Source organism: Streptomyces diversicolor (genome assembly GCF_057537855.1).
Genome location: NZ_BAAJXA010000026.1, coordinates 26,233 through 47,849 on the forward strand (window position 1 = coordinate 26,233; position 21,617 = coordinate 47,849).

13 protein-coding genes and 1 pseudogene are annotated in these 21,617 nt (G+C 71.8%); 10 read left to right on the forward strand and 4 right to left on the reverse strand.

Annotation, left to right across the window (positions count from 1 at the left end):
* The first annotated feature begins 209 nt into the window (after positions 1-209).
* The 9 genes from AC27LF_RS28120 to AC27LF_RS28160 all read left to right on the forward strand — a co-directional run bounded on the left by AC27LF_RS28120 (position 210) and on the right by AC27LF_RS28160 (position 15,840).
* Entirely contained in the window at positions 210-1,250 is a 1,041-nt protein-coding gene (locus AC27LF_RS28120; RefSeq protein WP_479656616.1) for a LacI family DNA-binding transcriptional regulator, read from the forward strand.
* A 230-nt stretch (positions 1,251-1,480) separates the two neighbouring features.
* Positions 1,481-3,253, forward strand: coding sequence for a glycoside hydrolase family 36 protein (locus AC27LF_RS28125; protein WP_479656617.1), 1,773 nt, complete (start codon positions 1,481-1,483; stop codon positions 3,251-3,253).
* Between the two features lie 79 nt (positions 3,254-3,332).
* Positions 3,333-6,167 carry a DOMON domain-containing protein gene (locus AC27LF_RS28130; protein ID WP_479656618.1) on the forward strand — a complete coding sequence of 945 codons (2,835 nt, stop codon included), beginning with the start codon at positions 3,333-3,335 and terminating at the stop codon, positions 6,165-6,167.
* A 356-nt stretch (positions 6,168-6,523) separates the two neighbouring features.
* Positions 6,524-7,795, forward strand: a complete 1,272-nt coding sequence (locus AC27LF_RS28135; RefSeq protein WP_479656619.1) for an enolase C-terminal domain-like protein — start codon at positions 6,524-6,526, stop codon at positions 7,793-7,795.
* A gap of 24 nt (positions 7,796-7,819) precedes the next feature.
* The gene (locus tag AC27LF_RS28140) at positions 7,820-9,175 is read left to right on the forward strand and encodes an ABC transporter substrate-binding protein (RefSeq protein WP_479656620.1); all 1,356 of its coding nucleotides are present in this window, start codon (positions 7,820-7,822) and stop codon (positions 9,173-9,175) included.
* 29 nt (positions 9,176-9,204) lie between these two features.
* On the forward strand, positions 9,205-10,104 hold the full coding sequence (locus AC27LF_RS28145; RefSeq protein ID WP_479656621.1) for a carbohydrate ABC transporter permease: 900 nt from the start codon (positions 9,205-9,207) through the stop codon (positions 10,102-10,104).
* A complete protein-coding gene (locus AC27LF_RS28150) occupies positions 10,101-11,000 on the forward strand; it encodes a carbohydrate ABC transporter permease (RefSeq protein ID WP_479656622.1) in 900 nt (299 codons plus the stop codon). Before AC27LF_RS28145 ends, AC27LF_RS28150 begins: the two co-directional genes overlap by 4 nt.
* Positions 10,997-15,025: a hypothetical protein gene (locus AC27LF_RS28155; protein WP_479656623.1), complete on the forward strand. Its 4,029-nt coding sequence runs from the start codon at positions 10,997-10,999 to the stop codon at positions 15,023-15,025. Before AC27LF_RS28150 ends, AC27LF_RS28155 begins: the two co-directional genes overlap by 4 nt.
* Positions 15,022-15,840, forward strand: a complete 819-nt coding sequence (locus AC27LF_RS28160) for an NAD-dependent epimerase/dehydratase family protein (RefSeq protein WP_479656624.1) — start codon at positions 15,022-15,024, stop codon at positions 15,838-15,840. Before AC27LF_RS28155 ends, AC27LF_RS28160 begins: the two co-directional genes overlap by 4 nt.
* A gap of 69 nt (positions 15,841-15,909) precedes the next feature.
* Here AC27LF_RS28160 and AC27LF_RS28165 read toward each other — a convergent pair whose 3' ends face one another.
* Together AC27LF_RS28165 and AC27LF_RS28170 are read right to left on the reverse strand one after the other, a co-directional pair.
* On the reverse strand, positions 15,910-16,764 hold the full coding sequence (locus tag AC27LF_RS28165; RefSeq protein WP_479656625.1) for an SMP-30/gluconolactonase/LRE family protein: 855 nt from the start codon (positions 16,762-16,764) through the stop codon (positions 15,910-15,912).
* A 67-nt stretch (positions 16,765-16,831) separates the two neighbouring features.
* Positions 16,832-17,620 carry an SDR family NAD(P)-dependent oxidoreductase gene (locus AC27LF_RS28170; protein WP_479656626.1) on the reverse strand — a complete coding sequence of 263 codons (789 nt, stop codon included), beginning with the start codon at positions 17,618-17,620 and terminating at the stop codon, positions 16,832-16,834.
* A gap of 266 nt (positions 17,621-17,886) precedes the next feature.
* Between AC27LF_RS28170 and AC27LF_RS28175 the strand changes: the two genes are divergently transcribed.
* Positions 17,887-19,920 carry a beta-galactosidase gene (locus AC27LF_RS28175; RefSeq protein WP_479656627.1) on the forward strand — a complete coding sequence of 678 codons (2,034 nt, stop codon included), beginning with the start codon at positions 17,887-17,889 and terminating at the stop codon, positions 19,918-19,920.
* Between the two features lie 64 nt (positions 19,921-19,984).
* Here AC27LF_RS28175 and AC27LF_RS28180 read toward each other — a convergent pair whose 3' ends face one another.
* Together AC27LF_RS28180 and AC27LF_RS28185 are read right to left on the reverse strand one after the other, a co-directional pair.
* A complete protein-coding gene (locus AC27LF_RS28180) occupies positions 19,985-21,013 on the reverse strand; it encodes a mannonate dehydratase (RefSeq protein WP_479656628.1) in 1,029 nt (342 codons plus the stop codon).
* Positions 21,010-21,564 (reverse strand): annotated as a pseudogene (locus AC27LF_RS28185) (fumarylacetoacetate hydrolase family protein); the annotation flags it as partial. The gene AC27LF_RS28180 and the pseudogene AC27LF_RS28185, both read right to left, overlap by 4 nt.
* Positions 21,565-21,617 lie beyond the last annotated feature (53 nt).

Sequence of the window (21,617 nt, forward strand, 5' to 3'; positions counted from 1 at the left end):
CGACGAGGCAGGCCGGCGGGCCGGCGGCTGCGGCAGCGCCGAACGGCCGGGCGCCGGCCTGGCCCTGCTCGGCGCCGGACGCGGACCCGGCGGAGCGGGGGCCCGCCATGGCGTAGGGTGACCTTCGCGGCCCCGGCGGCTGTGCCCTCGCCCAGCGGGCGGCCTCGGCAGCCTCTCGGCGCCGTGCCGCCGAGAGGAGCGTCCCGTCCATGACCACACCGAGGCCGAGCACCGCCAGGCCACGGCGCCCCACGATGGTCGATGTCGCACGCGAGGCAGGTGTCAGCCTCAAGACGGTCTCGCGCGTGGTCAACGGTGTCTCCACCGTCGACCCGGAACTGGCGGAGCGGGTACTGGCCGCGGTGGCCCGGCTGGGGTTCCGCCGCAACAACATGGCCCGGGACCTGCGCTCCCGCAGCACCTCGGCGACGGTCGGACTGCTCATCGAGGATCTGGCCAACCCGTTCTACGCGGGCATCGCCGCGGCCGTGGAACAGTGCGCCCTGGAGAACGACACGCTGCTGATCACGGCCAGTTCGGAGGAGGACGCCGAACGGGAACGCCGGCTCCTGCTGCGGATGTGCGAGAACCGGGTGGACGGACTGCTGGTCGTCCCGGCGGGCAGCACCGCCGACCACGCCTATCTGCGCGCCGAGATCGAGATGGGCACGCCGGCCGTGTTCCTCGACCGCCCGCCCACGAACCTGCGCGCCGACACCGTGCTCATCGACAACGAGGCGGGCGCGCGGGCCGCGATCGAACACCTGGTGGCCGGCGGGCACGAGCGGATCGGCGTGCTCTCGGACTGGCTGACCATCCAGCCCATGGCGCAGCGCCTTTCGGCCGCCGAGGAGGCCCTTGAACGGGGCGGGCTGCCCTACCGGCCCGACCTGATCCGGTACGGTCTGCACACCCTGGCGGAGACCGAGGCGGCCATCGAGGAGATGTTCGCCGGACCCGAGCCGCCGACCGCTCTGTTCGCGCTCAACAACCGGATCACGCTGGGCGCGCTCGGCGCGCTGAACCGGCTCGGGCGGGACGTGGCCGTGATCGGTTTCGACGACTTCGAGACCGCCGGTCTGATGGCCCGTCCGCTCACCGTCGTGTCGTACGACGTCCGCGCCATCGGAAGGATCGGCGCGGAACTGCTCTTCAAGCGGATAGCGGGCGACACATCACGGCCGCAGACGGTCGTGATCCCCACGACGCTGGTCGAGCGCGGCAGTTCCGGCGCACCGGCGGCGGGTTGATCCACCACGGGCGGGTGACACGGAGCTTGTCCAAGCCCTAGGCAACGTTGTCCCGGATGGCTATGGTTCACGACTGGCCCCCGGTGCACGGCACGGCGGGCTGCTCGCCGGTGCGACCCGGCACGTCCACCTCGTCGACATCAGCCCACCGGGGAGTTTTCTGGGCGACGAGGCAACGTTGTCCCGCACTCGGGCTGTGTCCCTGACCCGCACCTCGGAGAGGAACGGCAATGGCGGACATCATGGATCTGGCGCGGCTGTGGGCCGACCATGACGCACTGCACACGCACGGCGTGAAGGCCAGCCGGCTGACCGAGGGCCCGCCCCTCGAAGTGGAGCAGGACGCGGCCGGCGCGGTGCTCCATGTGCGGGCGGGGCCGGCGACGACCGTGCTCCGCCTGGACGTTCCGCTGGGCGACGCCGTCGGCTACTGGCACCCCGCGGTGGGCTGGGACCGCCATCTCACCGCGGACTGGGCCGGCCGCTGGCGCACCGTCGGCCTCGTCGACTCGGCGCCGCTGGGCTGCCTGTACGACTCGGCGGGCCAAACCCTGCTGGCGTTCGCGTCCGACCGGGTCACGGAGACGAGCAGGATCCGCTTCGGCCTCAACGAGGCATCGGCCCGCTTCGGCGTCTGGCTGGCCATGGACCTGTCCCCGAGCGAGCACTGCCGTGTCCGGGTCGGGGCCCCGGGAGCGCCCTTCGCCGACGCGCTGCGCTCCCTGACCCGGCCGCTCACGCCCCCCGACACCCTGCCGGTGCCCGATGCGGCGCGCACCCCGGCCTATTCGACCTGGTACTCGCTGCACCGCGACGTGGACGCGACCCGGGTCGAGGCCGAGGCACGGCGCGCGGCCGAGGCCGGCTGCGGGGTGCTCCTGCTGGACGACGGCTGGCAGACGCGCGCCGAGGGCCCGGGCTACTCCGGCAGCGGCGACTGGACGCCGGACCCGGCGAAGTTCCCCGACTTCGCCGCGCACGTCAGCACCGTGCGAGGGCTCGGGCTGCGCTACGTCGCCTGGATCGCGCCGCTGCTCCTGGGCGAGCGCACCGAGGCGTACCAGGAGCTGGAGGGCTACGCCCCGCACACCGTGGCGCGGCTCGGCTGCCGTGTCCTCGACCCGCGGCACGAGGAGGTACGCCGGCACGTGGTCGACTCCTGCGCCGGCCTCGTCCACCGGTACGGACTGGACGGACTGAAGATCGACTTCCTGGACTTCGCGACGGTCTACGCCGACGAGGAGGGCACCCCGGCGGGGGCTGACATCGGCCGGGCGATGCACCGACTCCTGACGGAGCTGCGCGACCGGCTGCGCGCACTGCGCGGCGACGACCTGCTCGTCGAACTCCGCCAGCCCTACGCGGGCCCGGGCATGCTCGGCTTCGGCAACCTGCTGCGGGCAGGCGACTGCCCGGCCGACGCCACGGCCAACCGGGTGCGCACGCTCGACATCCGCGCCGCCGCCAGGGCCGGATCCGTCCACTCCGACATGCTCATGTGGGACCCGGGCGCCTCGGCGCGGGCAGCGGCCAGGCAACTGCACTCGGCCCTGTACGCGACGCCCCAGATCTCCGTCCGGCTCACCGGACCCAGCGAGGAACACCGCGCGTTGACGGCGTTCTGGCTCGGCTTCTGGCGCGAGTACCGAGACGTCCTCACCCAGGGCGAGATCCGGGCCGGGCGCCCGGACCAGCTGTACGAGACGGTGCTCGCCATCGACGGACGGCGGGCCGTGCTCACCTTCTACGCCGAACACCGCTCGGCGCCACTGGACCTGGCCGGGCTCACCGAGGTGGCCCTGGTCAACTCCACCGCCGCCGCGCAGGTGATCCTCGACGTCGGGGGGCGCGCCGTCGAGGTCCGGCTCGACGCCCGCGACGCCTGCGGCCGGCCCGCCGGATCGGCCGTGCGGAGCCTGGTCCCCGGCCCGAACACCGTTCCCGTACCCCCGTCCGGCCTGTGTGTGCTCAGGCCGGTGTCATCCGAGCAATCCCCGCGCTGACGTTTGGAGAGATCCGCTCGTGTCAGACAGCCAAGATCGACGTCCTCGCAGCACCACGGCAACGCCGGCGCCCGGCGAGATGTCCCGCCGCACCCTCGTGGGTCTGGGCGCGGCCACCGCCCTCGGCGTCACCGCCGCCGGGGTCCTGGCCCCGCGCGCCCGCGCCGCCACCGTCGCCGACGGCCAGGCCGGCGCGCTCGCCGCGTCCCCGGTCACCGTCGGTTTCTCCGACCCCACCGGGCTCTACCCGGTGAGCGGTGACACACCCGCGACCCCCGACCTGCTGGTCACCGTCAACAGTCCCACCGCGCTGAGCGGGACCATCACCTGGTCGATATCGGCCCGGCTCGGCGCACCGCTGCACGGCGGGGCCGAGGCGTTCTCGGCCGCGGCCCAAACCCCCGGCACCGTCACCGTCCCGCTCGGCTCCCTCGGCCCGGACCACTACACGGTCACCGTCACCGTCACCGACGAGGCGGGCACCCGGCTCTTCGCCGACACCCTCGGACTGGGCGTGATCCGCCCCGCGGCCGAGGGACGCCGCCCGGGCTCGGTGTTCGGCATGGGCATCCGGCCGGAGTCGACACCCGCCATCACCAAGTCGATCGCGCAGCGCATCGGCGTGAAGTGGACGAGAGGCATCGACGCCGTCCAGCCGAACATCGTGTCCCCGTCGCCCGGGGTGTTCTGGCAGCAGCCCAGGATCGACGCCGCCCGGGCCGAGATCGCCGAATGGCACCGGCACGGCATCGAGACCCTCGGCGGCATCAACTACAACATGTCGTGGAACGTCGCGCCGGGACCCGACGGGGAACCGCTCAGGCCGCACCAGAACCGGCCCAAGGACATGGCCGCGCACGTCGAGATGGTCTACCACGCCATCGCCCCGTTGCAGGACCTCGTGCACTACTGGGAGTTGTGGAACGAGCCGTGGGTGCACGGCTGGACCTGGAAGACCGGCGACGCTCAGGACTACCGGGACATGTGCAGGATGATCTGGGAGCGGGTGAAGCCCGAGTTCCCGGACGTCCACCTGATCGGCGGCGGCTCGGTCTCCTACAACCGCGACATCGTCTACGCCCAGGGCTCCAAGGACACCGGGTACATCGACGGTTCCGTCAACCACGCCTACGGCTACCCGGACGCGACCCAGTACGCCATGACCAAGACGCAGATCAAGATGGACAGGCTCTGGTCGCGCACGAAGGGGCGCGGCGGGCAGTGGCAGACCGAGCTGGGCACCGCGACCCGCTACAACTTCGCGGACCTGCCGCGCGAGGAGGCCGACTACGCGGTGGCCAGGACGCTGGCCCCGACCTATCTGCTGCACATGCTGGCCGGCGCCGAGGAACAGTCACCCATCCGGATCTTCTGGTTCTCCCTGTCCTACGACAAGGGGTACTCCGGAGACGACTTCAACATCTACGACGTGACGACGAAGACCCCGCTGCCCGCCGTCGTCGCCTACGCCACGATGACGGGTCTGCTCGAAGACGCCGAGATGCAGGCCGAGTTGTACCCGGACGCCAAGTCGACTTGGGGTTTTCTGTTCCGCGGCACCGACGGCAGGGGCCGGGCCGCCCTCTACGCCGACCAGATCTACGACGGAACCGACGAGCACCAGGACGCGGGTCACACCGGAACCCTCACCCTGCACGACGCGCGGGGCATCCGGGCCTACGACTACCTGGGCCGCCGGCTCACCGACGGCACAGCGCGCCGTGTCACCCTGACCCTGAAGCCGTGGGAGGTCGTCTACTTCGACAGCGACCTGACACCCGAAGCGCTCAGGCGGGCCCTGACCCGCGACGCACGCTTCGACTACGACACCCCGCTGCACATCAGCCCGCTGTCCTTCGTCAAACCGCTGGGCACCGGCAGCACCGTCGACATCCGCGTGGAGAACGTGTCGCCGAAGACCCTGGACGCGTCCCTGACCGTCACCCTGCCGGAAGGCTGGCGCACGGCGCGGCGGACCGCGCCGGTCAGCGGGATACGGCCCGGCGAGGCCCGTATCGTCTCCTTCCCCCTCACGCGCCACCGGCTCGACGACCACAACCGGTACACCATCGGCTACGACGTCACCGTGCCGCACCGCCCGGGCCTGCACCAGAAGGGCTCGCGGACCGTGCAGGTCGCCTATCTCCCGTTCCGGCAGATCACCGTCGGCGGGAGCGCGAGCCAGTGGAACGACGTGCTGCCGGTGACGATGACCCATGTGTCCGCGGCCGGTGAGGCCAGGACCTACACGTTCCAGGGTGCCTGGGACGACGCCTTCCTGTATCTCAGGGCCCTGATCGAGGACGACGCGCAGGTGTCGAACCCGCCGTTCGAGCAGGACCGGTACCAGTTCCCGTTCAAGGCGGACAGCATCCAGCTCGCCTTCGACGCCGTCGCCGACAAGACCGAGGACCTGCTGGCCGGCGACGCCCACTACGAGAAGTGTCTGCGGTCCCTGTCCCACCTGTTCGCCGCCACCCTGGCCACCGGGGGCCGGTCCGAACTGCACCGGCTGCTGGCGCCCGGCACCAACTACCAGACCTACTACCCGACCAACGCGGTGCTGCCGACGCCCCTCGGCCCGATGGACGCGGGGCCGGCCGACGGCACCGAAGGCCGTGTGCTCGTCTCCCGGGACGACGGCAACAGGCTGACCAGGTACGAGATCGCCCTCGCCTGGAGTCAACTGCCCGAACTGGCCGCGGCGGTGAAGAAGGCACCGCCCGCCGGTGTCACCCCGATGAGCTTCGCCGTCCAGGTGCAGGACTCGGGCCCGACCGGCCGCGGCGCCACCTACTGGACGACCCAGTCGGCGCCCCCGATCTCCGGCTGCTACAACTTCGCTCCGTTCTGGGGCACGGGAGCGCAGTTCACCGGGGGGCGGGTCGATACGCGGTGGGGCATCGGCCACTGAGCGCTCCGCTGGGTTCGGCCGATTGTGCGTCGTCTTTCGGCTGCGGGTGCGTTGTGCTGGTGGTGCCCGCGGCCGCATGTCCAAAGAGCCCGCGCCTGTTTGGGTGGGCCGCTGTGTGCGTCGTCGGTCGGCTGCGGGTCTGTTGTGGCTGGGCGCGCAGTTCCCCGCGCCCCTTCGGGGCGCCGTCGGGTGTCGGTTTTCGGTCGGCTGCGGGTCTGTTGTGGCTGGGCGCGCAGTTCCCCGCGCCCCTTCGGGGCGCCGTCGGGCGTCGGTTTTCGGTCGGCTGCGGGTGCCTTGTGGCTGGTCGCGCAGTTCCCCGCGCCCCTTCGGGGGCGCCGACAACGGGAGGCATGCTTGTGAGTGACACCATCGACAAGGACGTCGAGCCGCCCTGGGGGGCTTCGGGTGGGGTGCGGATCACCTCTGTTCGTGCGGTTCTCACCGCGCCGGCCGGGACCACCCTCGTCGTCGTCCGGGTCGACACCGATGAACCCGGGCTGTACGGACTGGGCTGCGCCACCTTCACGCAGCGGGCCGCGGCGGTGGCCACCGCGGTCGACGAGTACCTGGCACCCCAGCTGATCGGCCGTGACCCCGCGGACATCACCGACATCGCGGCCACCCTGCACGTGAGCGGCTACTGGCGCTCGGGTCCGGTGCTCAACAACGCCCTGTCCGGAGTGGACATGGCGCTGTGGGACATCAAGGGCAAGCAGGCCGGCCTGCCGGTGTGGCAGCTGCTCGGCGGCCGGTGCCGTACCGCCGTGCCGCTGTACGCGCACGCGGCCGGACGGGACGCCGAGGAGACCGCCGACGAGGTCAGGGCCCTGATGGCCGAGGGCTACCGGCATGTGCGCTGCCAGGTCGCCGTCCCCGGGGCCGGCACCTACGGGGCACCGGCCGCCGAGGCCCGCGCCGGTGCCCGCCCGCCGCTGACCCCCAACGCCTGGGACCCCGCCGCCTACCGGCGCACCGTGCGGGGCCTGTTCGAGCATCTGCGGCAGGAGATCGGCACGGAGGCCGAGCTGATCCACGACGTGCACGAGCGGGTGCACCCCACGGACGCCGTACGCATCGCGCGGGACCTCGAACCGTACGACCTGTTCTACCTGGAGGACCCGGTCGCGCCGGAGGACATCGAATGGCTGCGGATCCTGCGCGCCGGGTCCGTGACGCCGATCGCGATCGGCGAGCTGTTCACCAACCCCGCGGAGTACCGGCCCGTCGTCCAGGAGCGGCTGTGCGACTTCATCCGTGTGCACATCTCCGCGATCGGCGGCATCACCCCGGCCTGGCGGCTGGCCGGCGCGTGCGAGCTGTTCGGCGTGCGCACCGCCTGGCACGGGCCCGGCGACGTCTCGCCGGTCGGCCATGCCGCCAACCTAGCCCTGGACCTGGCCGCCCCGAACTTCGGGATCCAGGAGCAGCATCTGTTCGCCCCGGCCGTGCGCGAGGTCTTCCCCGGCTGCCCCGAGATCCGCGACGGGCACCTGTGGCCGAACGGCGCGCCCGGACTCGGCATCGACCTCGACGAAGGACTGGCCCGGAAGTTCCCGCCCCGGCCCGCCGCACCCGGGCGGGCGTGGCGGCCCCCGCGCCGAGCGGACGGCGCCCTGCAACGCCCCTGACCGATGTCCGAAGGAGCACCACGCATGAGAACCCGCACCCCCGCCTCGATCCTCGCCGCGAGCGCGGCCCTGGCCGTCGTCCTCAGCGGCTGCACCACCCCGTCCTCGGACACCGGCGGCGGCTCGCAGCAGAACGTCACCCTGACCGTCGCCGAGTGGACGAACCCAGGCGCCGTCGAGTTCACCAAGAAACTCAACGCCCGTTTCGAGAAGGAACATCCCGGGGTCAAGGTCAAACTGCAGACCGCGCCGACCGTCAACGGCACCTGGCAGCAGCTGTGGAACAGCATGCTGCAGTCCAAGTCGGTCGACGTACTCGCCCAGTTCGCCCCGACCCAGCAGGGCTTCGCCCCCGACTACACCGACATCAAGCCCGGGGGAGCGGCGGCCCTCATCACGTCGGGACAGCTGACCGACCTCAAGGACCAGCCGTTCATGAAGCACTACGACCCGGCGGTGCAGGCCGCCGCGGCCGGCTACAAGGGCGGCGTGTACGGCGTGATGGCCGCCGAGTACGTCGGTGCGGGCGCCCTCTGGTACAAGAAGGACCTCCTCGCGAAGTACCACATCGCCCTGCCCACCACCTTCCAGGAGTTCCTCGACGCCTGTGAGACCCTGAAGAAGGCCGGCATCACACCGATCTTCGTGTCCGCGAAGGACGGCATGCACGGCGGTGTGTGGCAGGGCGTCGCCAACCAGACACTCATGAAGGGGCATCGGCCCACGGAGTCCGTCAAGGTGTCCGAGGACCGGGCCGTCGCGTTCTGGAAGGGCACCCAGTCCTGGAAGGACCCGGTCTACAAGGAGATCTCCGAACGGCACCAGAAGGTCCTGCGCTACATCGAGCCGGGAGCCGCGGGTGTGTCCCAGCAGACCGCCCCGGGTGTGTGGGCGGCGAAGAGCGACGACTACCCGTTCCTGCTCGACGGCTCCTGGGACGGGCTGACCATCCAACAGGCCAACCCCAAGCTCAACATGGGGTTCTTCACCCTGCCCGGCACCGACGACCCGGCAGCCAACCGGGTCGCGTTCAAACCGGACCTCACCTGGGTCGTGCCGAAGACGGCACCCCACAAGGACCTGGCCATGGAGTGGCTGGCCCTGTTCTCCGAGCCGGAGAACTACAAGGAGTGGCTGGCCGCGACCGGCTCCATCTCCACCCAGCCCGCGCTGAAGAACACCGGCCTGCCGTGGATGGACTGGCTCGACTCCCACATGGACGACGCCTTCCCGCAGCTCACCAACCCCTGGACACCGGCCGGGGCACCCCAGGACGCGCTCGGCCCCGACTTCTACAAGCTGGCGCCGATCGGCGGCGACAGCATCGACACCATCCTGTCCCGCTCCGCCTCGGCGTACCGCACGTCGGTCGGCAAGTAGCGCACGCACCCTCGGAAAGGAGGGCCCAAGTGGCACGCTGCCCCTTCGGAACGCGGCGGACACGGCGGTTCATCCCCTGGGCCAGCATCGCGATACCGGGAGCGGGATGGCTCCTGTTCGGGCTGTACCCGTCGCTCGCCACCATCGGGTACTCGTTCACCCGCTACTCCGGGCTGCCGGGCACCCCCCTGAACATCTGCGGTCCGTGCAACTACCAGGCGGCGTTCACGTCCCTGTCGTCCGCCGTCGGGGACGCGATACGGGTGACGCTGATCTACGTGGTCGGCGTGACGGTGCTGCAGACCGCGTTCGGGCTCGGACTCGCCCTGCTGCTGAACCGGCCCGGACGCTCGTACACCGTCTACCGCGCGATCATCTTCATGCCGCAGATCTTCTCGGTCGCGGTGGTCGGCGCCGTCTTCTCCCTCATGCTGGACCCCTACTCGGGCCCGGTGGAGAAGATCGTGCACGGCGTCTTCGGCACCACGTCGTCGTTCCTCGGATCCGGCACCCTGGCCCTGCCGCTGGTGATCCTCGTGAACGTCTGGATGTTCTCCGGCTACTCGATGCTCATCTACATCGCCGGGCTGCGGAACATCCCGCCCTCCGTCTACGAGGCCGCGGCCATGGACGGCGCCGGCCGGCTGCGCGTGTTCCGCCATGTGACCTGGCCGCTGCTCGCCCCGGCCACCACGGTGACCGTATTCCTCACGGCGATGGGCACGCTCGGCGAATACGCGCTGATCATGGTCCTCACCGGCGGCAACTTCGGCACCAAGACCCTGGGCCTGTACATGTACCAGTCGGCGTTCGGCGGCGACAGCCAGCTCGGCTACGGCTCCATGCTGGCCATGCTCCAGTTCTTCCTGACCGTGGTGATCGGCGGCGGCCTCCTGTTCACCCTGCGCCGACGGGAGATCTCGCTGTGAAGAGCTCCACCCCGCCCGGCAGAGCGGCCAAGGCCGCCGGCGTGAACCTGATCTGCTTCGCGATCGCCGCTCTGCTGTTCGCGCTGCCGCTGGTGTACATGCTGCTCCAGGCGTTCAAGACGTACACCGGCTTCCTGCAGAACCCCACCGGACTGCCGGACCCCTGGACCACGGAGAGCTTCACCACCGCGTGGAAACAGGGGAACTTCGGCCGGCAGATGGTCAACAGCCTGATCTACGCGATCATCCCCGACACGGTCACCCTGATCCTCGGCGTCTTCCTGGCCTTCCCCATCTCCCGCGGCTACTTCAAGCGGTCCAACCTGCTGTACACGTTCTTCGTCTTCTCCGGGTTCCTGCCCGGCGGCCTCATCCCCCTGTTCATCGAGGCCCGTTCGCTCCACCTGTACAACAGCATGGCCGGATACCTGATCCTGACCAGCCTGTCCGGCGCGGGTTTCTTCTTCTTCGTCGGCTACATCAAGGGCATCCCGCGCGAGATGGACGAGGCCGCCGCACTGGACGGCTGCGGCTATGTGCGCTTCATCTTCACCATCATCCTCCCGCAGATGAAACCCGCCCTGGCCACGTTCGCCATCTTCGGGTTCGTGCACGCCTGGAACAACCTCATCCTGCCGCTGGTCATGCTCTCCGACGCGGCACTGTGGCCGGTGACCCGCGGGCTGTACTCCTTCTTCGGCGAGTACACCCAGAACTGGCCGCTGATCGCCGCCGGCACCTTCATCGTGGCGGCACCCATCCTGCTGCTGTTCGTACTGCTCCAGCGCCATCTCGTCGAAGGCGTCGCGGGCGGCGCCGCGTTCGGCACCCAGGGCGTCACCGCCGGACCGCCCGCCGGGGACGCCGGGGACGCCGGGAAAGGGGAACGACCGTGACAGCCAAGGTCACACCATGGCCCGCGGACGCCGACCGGGTACGGTTCCGGTACACCGACGCGCTGCGCCATCCGGAGTTCGCCTGGCCCAGAACGCTGCTGCACCACCCGGTCCGCTGGCCCCGGCCGGCCCTGCGGCCCGAACAGCTGCGGCTGGTGGACCGGTCGGGCCGGCCGGTACCGTTCCAGCTGTCCCAGGTGCGCCTCGCGGACGGGCACCTGGCCTCGGCCGTCGTGTGCTTCTTCACCGACCTGCCCTCCGGGGGTTCGTACGACGTCACCCTGTGCGCCGACGACTCGCTGCCGTACGCCGACGTCCCGCGGCCGGTGCGCGTCGACGCGGACGGCGACGGCGTCGTCGTGGCCGGCGGGCCGCTGCGGATCCGGCTGCCGTCCCCGGGCCGCCACCCGGACGGCGCCGTGCCGGGGCCCGTCCTGCAACTGGACCGCGGACACGGCTGGGTGGGCACGTCCGCACTGCGCTGCGGCGGCGAACGCCTCGCCCGTCTGGACGTGCGCCGCGTCGAGGCGGGCCCGCTGTTCGCGACCCACGAGATCAGCTACCGGTTCGCGAGCCGAGCCGCGTACACGGTCACGGTCCGCTGCCTCCAGGGCTGCGACTACGTCGAGCTGTCCGAGGAGATGACCGCGCTCGACTCCGAGGCCACCGCCTGGGAGCTGACCTGGGACGGGGTCACGCCGAGCCACCGCTTCTCCTCGACCTGGCCGCTGTCGCAGTCCCCGGCCGACCACGCCGACGCCGGATCGCCACAGCTGTACCACTGGCTCGGCATCGACGAGCCCATCGTCCTCGGCGACAGCGGCGAGGACCCCTCGTTCTCCGGGCCGGGCGGTACGGAACGCCCGGAGGTGGACATGGCGTTCACCGTCGGCCCCTACGCGCCGAGCCACGCCTGGAACGTCCGGCCGCACGCCACGTTCTGGGACGCCGCCCGCGGTGACGCGATGGGTGTCTTCATCCGCGACCACGCGCACTGGGACGACCGCGGCTACGCGTCCTGGGCCTCCTCCGACACCCTGCAGATCCGCTTCCGGTACGACGGCGTACTGCACTGGACCTGGCCGCTGCGCTCCGGCACCCGCACCACCGCCCTCGCGTTCTACGACCACGAGCGCGACCTGGAGGTGCTGCGCGCCCAGCCGGCCGGCGCCGCCCACCCGTCCAGCCGTATGCGGTTCCTGCACCACTGGCAGGGCACCCTCAGCCTCGACCGCGTCAAGGACTGGAACCTCACCTACGCGGGACGACGACCCCAGCGGCTGTGCCACGAAGGGGAGTTCAGGACGCCCGAGGAGTTCACCGCCGCGCTGTTCACAGGACCCGAGGGCCCGCGGCTCATCGCCCAGGGCGTCAACGAACTCCCCGGATACCTGAACATCGGCCAACGCCCGCTCTACGACCGGCTGCTCGACGGCTACGACCGCCTCGCCGACCGCCTCGAACCGGACGAACGCGCCCGCGTCGACGCCCTGTTGCTGCTGACCGCTTATGTCTCGGCGGGCGAGGAGATCGGCCCGCTGCGGCACATGATCGGCGGCCACCCCAACTTCCTCGCCGACGGCAAGGCCGCGCTCGCCTGCCTCGCCTGGCTCTTCCCTGACCACGAGGCGGCGCCGCAATGGCTCGACGGGTTCGAGAAGTTCGCCGAACTCGCCGGGGTCTTCCACACCCGCCCGGCCCTGCCGGCCCGTGGCGCACGGGCCGGCCGCTGGACCGAGAGCCTGGCCACCTATGTCTGGGCGTTCCTGCGCCCCGCCACCCAGGGCAACGCCCTCGGACAGCTCACCGACGGCCGCAACCGCCTCGCCACACCGGAACTCGCGGCGGTCGGCGGCTGGCTGGTCGACGCCCTGACCGCGCCCGTCGAAACCAGCCCGGACGGCGAGCGACGCCGGCTGCACCCCCCACAGGGCGCCCACGCGTTCTGGCCGCGCCGTCCGCCCATCGAACTGCGGCTGCTCGGCGAGGCACTGCGCCGCTACCGCCCGCTCGTCGCCGAGCACCTGCTGTGGGCGAGCGACGCGTCCGCCCGCCGGCTCGACAGCCCGCACGGCGCGCCGGACCCGTGGCACGCCCTCGTGCGGACCGTCGGCAACCAGGGCACCAACCCCCGTCTGAGGAGCACGAAGTACACCGGGTACGGCGTCACGCTCCGCGCGGACGTCGACGGCCCCGACGAGGTCGCGGTCTTCCTCCAGCAGGTGGACCGCGGCCCCAACTACCGCTGGGGCGTCGCCGACGACAACGGCTGCGGCCACCTCTACTACTACGCCGCCGGCCACTCCTACAGCGGCCACGGCCCGGAGGACGCCGGCGACCGCAGGGCACCGGACGCCACCTACGTCACCTCGTGCGCGGTCTGGAAGGACGGCCGCTACCGCTCCATCGGCCCCCACACCCTCGACTCTCCCCTCCACGACCTCCAAGGCGCCCAGTACGCGGAGATCACCTCCGACCCGCACGGCCCCGTGGGCGGCCTCTACCGCAGCCGGGGCGTGCTCCTCATGGGCAGTGACTACCTCGTCACCTACGACGCGTTCGCGCCGAACCAGCGCATGGTGTGGACATGGTCCGTGCTCACCACCGCCACCGCGCACGACGCCAACGGCTGTGCCCACCTCGCGGAGCGCATGCCGTTCATCCACGTGGTGCGCGGGGTACGCACCGACGGCGCCCTCGGCGGCGGCTCCTGGACGACCGACGTGTCCCGCGGTGTGCGCCTGGAGGGCAGGGCCGACGGCGACAACGGCGACACCCTGGCCGTCGTCAGCCACCGCGACGACCTGGTGATCGCCCCCGAGCGGACGACGCCCTGGGGCGCCCGCATCCGCACCCCGCACAGCCTCGATCACGTGTTCCGCTACGAGGCGGCGACCCATCTCCAGCCGAAGTCGGTCCAGTTCGCGCAGGACGGGCTGCGGTTTTCCGGTACGGCCGGCGCGATCCGGCTCTTCGACGACGGACTGCGGGAACTGACGCTGTTCCGCGGCAGCGCCGTGGGAACCCGCGACCTGCTCCTTGTGACCGACGACGACGGACTCGCCATCGGCGTCCGCTACCGGGACCCCGCCGAGTGCGGGGGCGTCTTCGAGGCCGCCGCGGACACCTCGGTCCGCCTGTGGATCCGCACCGGACTCGACCCGGCGGCCGCCTTCTACATCGACGGTGCCAGGGCGGCACACTCCGCCCTGACCAAGGACACCGTCACCGTGCGGCTGCCCCGCGGCCGGCACCGCTGGGAGCTGACACGACGGCGACCGCAACCCGTGCCCGCCGAGATCGTGCGGACACACACCGTTCCCGGCGGCGCGATCGTGCACTTCACCGCACCGGCCGCCGCCGACAGCCACCTCGTACAGCTCAGCGCGGACGGCGGCACCGGCTGGACGACATGCGCCGAGACCGAACACAGCCCCTGCCGGCTGACCGGCCTCACCGACGGCGAGAAGTACCACGTCCGGGTCGTCGCCCAGAACGCCGACCGCCGCGCCGAGCCTGGCGCCGACTACCCGGTCTACGCCGGCCGGCACGCCCCCGAACCGCCGGACGGGCTGCGGCTGCGGCTCGGCACCGGCACGGTCACCCTGACCTGGGGCGAGGTCCTGGGTGCCGGCCGCTACCGGCTCTACCGGCGCCGCAGGGGCGAGCACACGTATCGCGAGATCTTCGCGGGACTCGGCTTCCGGCACACCGACGACGCGCCCGGCGTCGTCCCCGGACCCGACGGGCCGGACACGGCCGCCGAGGCGGCGGACGTGATCGTGTACGAGTACGCGGTCGCGGCCGAGAACGGCAACGGCGTGGGCCCGCGCTCGGCCCCCGTGGACACCGACCCGCGCAGTACCCGCCACTGGTATCCGCGCACGGACCTGAGTTTCCGCAGACAGCACACCTACAACCAGCCGCCCTACGTCCCCGCCCACACGACCCCGCCGCCCTACGACGAACAGGCCCCGCCCCCGCCGCTGCCCGCGCTCGCCGACGGTGTCGGGCAGGTCCCGTGACCCGGCAGCGGATCCTGGTCACCGGCGCCGCTGGCCGCCTGGGACGGGAACTGCGACCGCGCCTGGCCCGGCCGGGCCGTACGCTGCGGCTGCTGGACATCGCCGAGGCCGGCCCGCCCGCGCCGGGGGAGGACGCCGAGATCGTGCGGGCGTCCTTCACCGACCCGGAGGCGATCGACGCGGCCTGCCGGGACGTCGACGCGGTGCTCCACCTGGGCGGCCTCGCCGGAGAGGCGACCTGGGAGCGGATCGCCGAGATCAACGTCAAAGGGACGCTGCGGGTCCTGGAGGCCGTGCGCCGGCGGCGGGTGCCCCGGGTGGTGCTCGCGTCGAGCATCCACGCCGTGGGATTCCACACCCGCGGTGCCATGGACTACACGGTCGACGGCATGCTGCCCGCGGACGTGCCGCCACGCCCGGACACCTACTACGGGGTGGGCAAGGCGGCGTGCGAGGCGCTGGGCAGCCTCTACCACTCGCGGTTCGGCATCGATGTGACCTGCCTGCGGATCGGCGCGTTCCGGCCGCTGCCGCTCGCCCCCGAGGACCTGGCCGTCTGGCTGTCGCCGGGTGACGCGGCCCGGCTGGTCGAGGCCGGTCTGCGCGCCGCTCCCGCCGGGTTCCGGGTGCTGTGGGGGGTCTCCGGCAACACCCGCCGCTGGTGGTCGCTGAAGGAGGCGGAGGCGATCGGCTACCACCCCGAGGACGACGCCGAGCGGTACGCGGCATCGATCCCCGGTGCCACGGCCTACGATCCGGCGGACCCGCGCAACCACCGGGTGGGCGGGGGCTTCTGCACGATGCCGCTCGGCTGAGCCAGTGCCACCCTTCGAGGCAACGTTGTCTCGAAGCTCAGGGGGTCCTGTGGCGTGCCACGGCCCGCTTCAGCCGGCGAACGCCGTCGACGGCAGCCCCGCCGCGCCCGTCCGGCCGACGGCGAACACGGAGCCCGCCACGTCGTCGTCGGCGAGTTCGAGCCCTTCACGGGCGGAGGTCACATACAGGACGTCGAGACCGGGTCCGCCGAAGGCGCACGAGGACGGCTGGTGCACCGGCATCGGGACCTCGGCGAGCAGATCGCCCTCCGGCGAGACGCGCACGACGCGGTCGCCGCCCCATAGGGCGATCCACAGGCATCCCGTGGCGTCGACGGTGAGCCCGTCCGGCAGTCCGGCCCGCTGCGGGATCCGCACCAGCGTGCGGCGGCGGGCGAGGACGGTGTCCCCGGGGTCGGTGTCGAAGGCGTAGACCTCCCCGGCGATCGAGTCGGCGAGGTAGAAGGTGCGGCCGTCGGGGCTCCAGCCGAGCCCGTTGGGCAGCGTCAGGCCGGCGAGGACCACCCGGCTGGTCCAGTCGGGCAGAAGGACGTGCAGGGCGCCCCTGCCGTGCCGGAAGTCCAGCGCGGTGCTCCCGGCCCACAGCCGCCCGCGGGCATCGCACTTCGCGTCGTTCATGCGCTCGCCGTCGGGCAGGACCGCCCGCCGTACGGTCGCGGTTCCGTCGGCGTCGACCGAGGCGAACCCCTCGGCCGTGGCCGCGGCGAAACCTCCGCCGCGCCGGGGCACCGCCGCTCCGACGTGGGTCGGCAGCGAGAGGCTGGTGGTCCGGCCGGTCGCCGGGGCGCTGGTGTGGATGTGCCCCGCGGGGATGTCCACCCAGTGCAGCAGGCCCCGACCGGCGTCCCACACCGGCCCTTCACCGACGCGGGCCCGCGCGCGGACCGCGATCTCTGGCGTCATCCCGGAGTCCTCCGTTGTCCCTGGGTGTCCTCGGCCGGCCGGAAGCGGCCCGGGTGCCGGGCCCGGCTCAATCGGGCAGCGCCACCGCGGCGTTGGCGAGCAGACCGCCGTCGACGGGCAGCGAGACACCGGTGATGAAGCTGGACCGGTCGCCGGCCAGGAAGGCGATGGCCTCGGCGACCTCCTCGGGTCGCGCGACCCGTCCCAGCGGGTGCATCCCGCCCCATGCCTCGACGAGCGCCTGGGCGGCGGTGTCGCTGCCGTCGGAGAAGGCCCGGGCCGATGCGCGCAGCATCGGCGTGTCCACCGAGGCGGGACAGACGGCGTTGGCCCGAATCCCGTGCTTCGCCTCGTCGACCGCGATCGACCGGGCGAGCGCGTTGAGCGCTCCCTTGCTGGTGGTGTAGGCGGCGACGGAGGTCTGGGTGACGAACGCCTGGACCGACGAGACGATCACGATCGAGCCCGCGCCGCGGGCCCGCAGGTGGGGCAGGGCGTGTTTGACGGCGTGGAAGGCGCCGGTGACGTTGACCGCGAGGACGTCGTTCCACTCGCCCGCGGCGGTGTCCGCCGCGGTGCCGTAGCGCTGGATGCCGGCGGCGGCGACGAGCACGTCGAGTCCGCCGTGGGTCTCGGCAATGTCGCCGACGAGCCGGGCGACGGCGGCCTCGTCGGTGACGTCCACCTCGACGCCGCGCACGGTGGCGGGCAAGGGGTCGGCCGCACCGCCGTGCCGGGGCGGGAGACCGGCGGCCACCACCGTGGCGCCGCGCGCCGCGAGCAGCCGGGCGGTCTCGTGCCCGATGCCGCTGAACCCACCGGTGACGATGGCCACCTTGCCGTCGAACTCCGCCACGATCCACTCCCTGGGTGTGTGCACCAGACGGTTGCCTCCGGTGGCGCCGCCCACACTCTAAACAACGTTGTCTCGGCCCGCTAGTCTGTACTCGGTCCGCACATCGGCGGTCCTCGGGGCAATGTCCCCTTTCTTGGTCTTCTTTGATGTCTTCGTGCACTTCATGTTCTTCGTGCGCTTCGAAGTCTTGGTGTCTTCCGTCCTGTTGTGGTGTCCGTCCGGCGGACAGAGCCGATCCGTCCGTCGGGCAGTGAAGGAGAGAACTCGTGCCGGGTGAGTGGATCCGATGGCCCGTCAACGTCCTCGACCGGTTCGGCGGGGAACCCGTCGCCTTCGGCGGCGACTACAACCCCGAGCAGTGGGACGAGAGTGTGTGGCCCGAGGACGTCCGGTTGATGCGCGCGGCGGGCGTCAACCTCGTGACGGTCGGTGTCTTCGCCTGGTCCACACTCCAACCGGCGCCGGGCCGCTGGGACTTCGGCTGGCTCGACCGGGTGCTCGACCTGCTGCACGCGCATGACATCGCCGTCGATCTGGCCACCGCGACCGCGTCGCCGCCGCCATGGCTGACCACCATGTTCCCCGAGGTGCTGCCCGTCGACCGGCACGGGAGGACCATGGCGCAGGGCGGACGCCAGGCGTGGTCGCCGTCGTCGGCCGTCTACCGCGAACACTCGCTCGCGCTGGTCGAGAAGCTGGCGGAGCGCTACGGCGAACACCCCGCGCTCGCCCTGTGGCATGTGTCCAATGAACTCGGCGGCCACAACGCGCGCTGCTACGGCGACGCGAGCGCCGTGGCCTTCCGGGCCTGGCTCAGGGACCGATATGGCGACTCGCTGAAGGAGCTGAACGCCGCCTGGAACACCGGCGCCTGGAGCCAGACCTACTCGGCGTGGGAGCAGATCCAGCCGCCCCGGCTGACCTTCACCGACTCCAACCCCACCCAGGTCCTCGACTTCGACCGGTTCAGCTCCGACCAGCTGCGCGCGCAACTGCGAGCGGAGACCGAAGTGTTGCGGCGCATCACCCCGGAGGTGCCGGTCACCACCAACCTGGTGCTGTTCGACGCGGGCAAGAACATGAACTACAGCTCGTGGACCGACGACATGGACCTCGTGGCCAGCGACCACTATCCGAGGCCGGCCGGTGACGCCCAGGCCGAGCTGGCGTTCTCGGCCGACCGCGCCCGAGGTCTGGCGAAGGGCAGGCCGTGGCTGCTCATGGAGACGGCCACGGGAGCCACCAGCTGGCGGCCGGTCAACCCGGCCAAGGGCCCTGGACGGCTGCGCAGGGACGTGCTCGCGCATCTGGCCCGCGGGTCCGACGGGATCTGCTTCTTCCAGTGGCGGGCCGCCCGGGCGGGTGCCGAGCGGTTCCATTCCGCGATGCTGCCGCACGCCGGCGCCGACAGCCGGAAGTTCCGTGAGGTCCTGGCGCTCGGTGCGGAACTGGCCGCCTGCGCTGAAGTGCTCGGCAGCGAGGTGGTCGCGGACTGCGCGGTGCTGTTCTCGGAGGAGTCGTGGTGGGCCGCCGAACGCGAGTCGCATCCGCACAACGGCCTGTCGTACTCGGAGACCGCCCTGCGCTGGTACGGGAGCCTGCGGGAGGCCGGTGTCACCGCCGACGTCGTGCCGCCGTCGGCGGATCTGTCGCGATACCGGCTGATCGTCGTGCCGTTGCTCTACCTGGTGTCCGACGCGGACGCGGCGGCCCTCGCCGGTGCCGTGGCGGCGGGCGCGACCGTACTGGTCACCTATTTCTCCGGGATCGTCGATCGGCTCGACCGGGTGCGGCTCGGCGGTTACCCCGGCGCGTTCCGCGACCTGCTGGGGGTGCGTGTGGAGGAGTTCGGGCCGCTGGTGGACGGTGACCGCGTGGACATCGACGGCGTCACCGGGCCCGCCCGGGTCGCCACCTGGCACGAGGAGATCCAGCTCATGGACGCCGAGGCCGAGGGCTGGTACGTCGGCGGTGACATCGCGGGCAGCCCCGCGATCACCCGTGCGACGCGCGCCGCGGGCGAAGCCTGGTACGTGGGCGTGGAGTTGCCGGATGCGGCGCGGGCGGCCCTGGTGGCCCAGCTCGTCAAGCGGTCCGGTGCGACGGCGGTGGAGTCCGCGGGCGGGCTGGAGACCGTGACGCGCCGCTCGGCCGCCCATGACTACGTCTTCCTGATCAACCACGGCGACACCGCCGCCACGGTGCCCGGCGCGGGGACCGACCTCCTGGACGGGTCGGTGCACGAGGGCCCGGTCACGGTGCCGGCGGGCGGGGCGCGGGTGCTGCGACGGGCCCGCTGAGCCGCCGGGAACGTCGTCGGGCACCGGACGATCCGTCCGGTGCCCGACGGCGGTACGGGTGCGGTCAGTCGAGACCCAGTCCGTTCAGGACGCCCTGCAGATAGCCGATGGCGTGCGCCCGGCCGCGGCTGCAGTACGCCTCGGACGAGATGTCGCCCCAGGTGTCCAGGTCCCCGATCATGGCCGGTACGTGGTCGTCGATGAGGAACCCGTCGAAGCCGGCGTCGGCGAGCCTGCGGATCACCCGCGCCGGATTGAGGTTGCCCTCGCCGAGGAAACACTCGCTGAAGCGGGGCACCGTGCCGTCTACGTCCCGGAAGTGGACGTAGAAAATGGCCGGTCCGAGCCGGTCGATGACCTCGTTGACGCTGTGCTCGCCGGCCATCTCCGACACGGTGCCCAGACACAGGTTCAGCCCCCAGGACGGACTGCCGCCGGCCTGGGCGTGGGCCCGCACGAGGGCGTCGGGCGAGGTGAAGATCCGGGCCGTGCCGCCGAGCGGTGCGTCGGTCGGTGGATCGTCGGGGTGCAGGGCCAGCCGCACCCCCACCTCCTCGGCGACGGGCAGCACGGCGTCGAGGAAGTACTGGTGGTTCGCCCACATCCGGTCGGCGCTGATGGGCTCCTCCACCGGGTGGTCCGGGGTCAGCCGGTACCCGGCGAGCGCGTTGCCCCGGTGCACGTCGGCCAGGTCGAAGGCGGTGACCCGGGCGCCGCCGCGGCCCCGTGCGGACATGTCGGTGCGCCAGACGTAGGTGGCGAGGAAGTTGTAGCCGAGCAGGTCGATCCCCACGGCGGCGAGGTTGCGGATCGTCCGCTGGTAGTTCTCGATCTGCTCGTCGCGGCCGGGCAGGCCGCGCTGGATCTTCCAGAAGTGGGCGAGCGGGACGTTCTCCAGGCCGTCGATGGCCAGTCCGTCGGCGTCGCAGCGCTCCCGCAGGGCGCGCAGTTCGGCCGGGCCCCAGAAGCCGTCGGTTCCGGGCAGCACGTCCGGGGTGTGCAACTGCACGCCGGAGAGCCCGAGTTGGTGGGCGAAGGTGGCGATCCGGGCGTCGTAGGTGTCGATGTGGCCGAGGGAGAGCCGTACGGTCATGCGCGACCGACCCGCTGTCGCTGCCGGCCGAGTCCGTCGATCTCGAACTCCATGACGTCGCCTTCCTTGAGGTAGGGGAACCGGCCGGACAGCGCGACGCCCTCGGGCGTGCCGGTGTTGATGACGTCGCCCGGTTCCAGGACGGTGAACTGGCTGAGTTCGTGGATCAGTGTGGCGACGTCGAAGACCATGTCCTTGGTGCTGGACGCCTGCCGGGGCTCGCCGTTGACCCAGGAGCGCAGGCCGAGCGCCTGCGGCGAGGGCACCTCGTCGGGGGTGACCAGCCAGGGGCCGAGCGGATTGAAGGTCTCGCAGCTCTTGCCCTTGGACCACTGGCCGCCGCTGGTCTCCAGTTGCAGGGCGCGCTCGGAGACGTCGTTGGAGACGGCGTAACCGGCGACGTGCCGCAGCGCGTCGGCGGGGGAGTCGAGGTACCGGGCGCGACGCCCGATCACGACCGCCAACTCCACCTCCCAGTCGGTCTTGTGCGCACCGCGGGGCAGCAGCACCTCGTCGTCGGGGCCCACGACGCAGTGCGGTGACTTGGCGACGGGCCGTTCGGCGCCGGGCGGTCCGATCCGCATCATTCTCATGGTGATCCGTT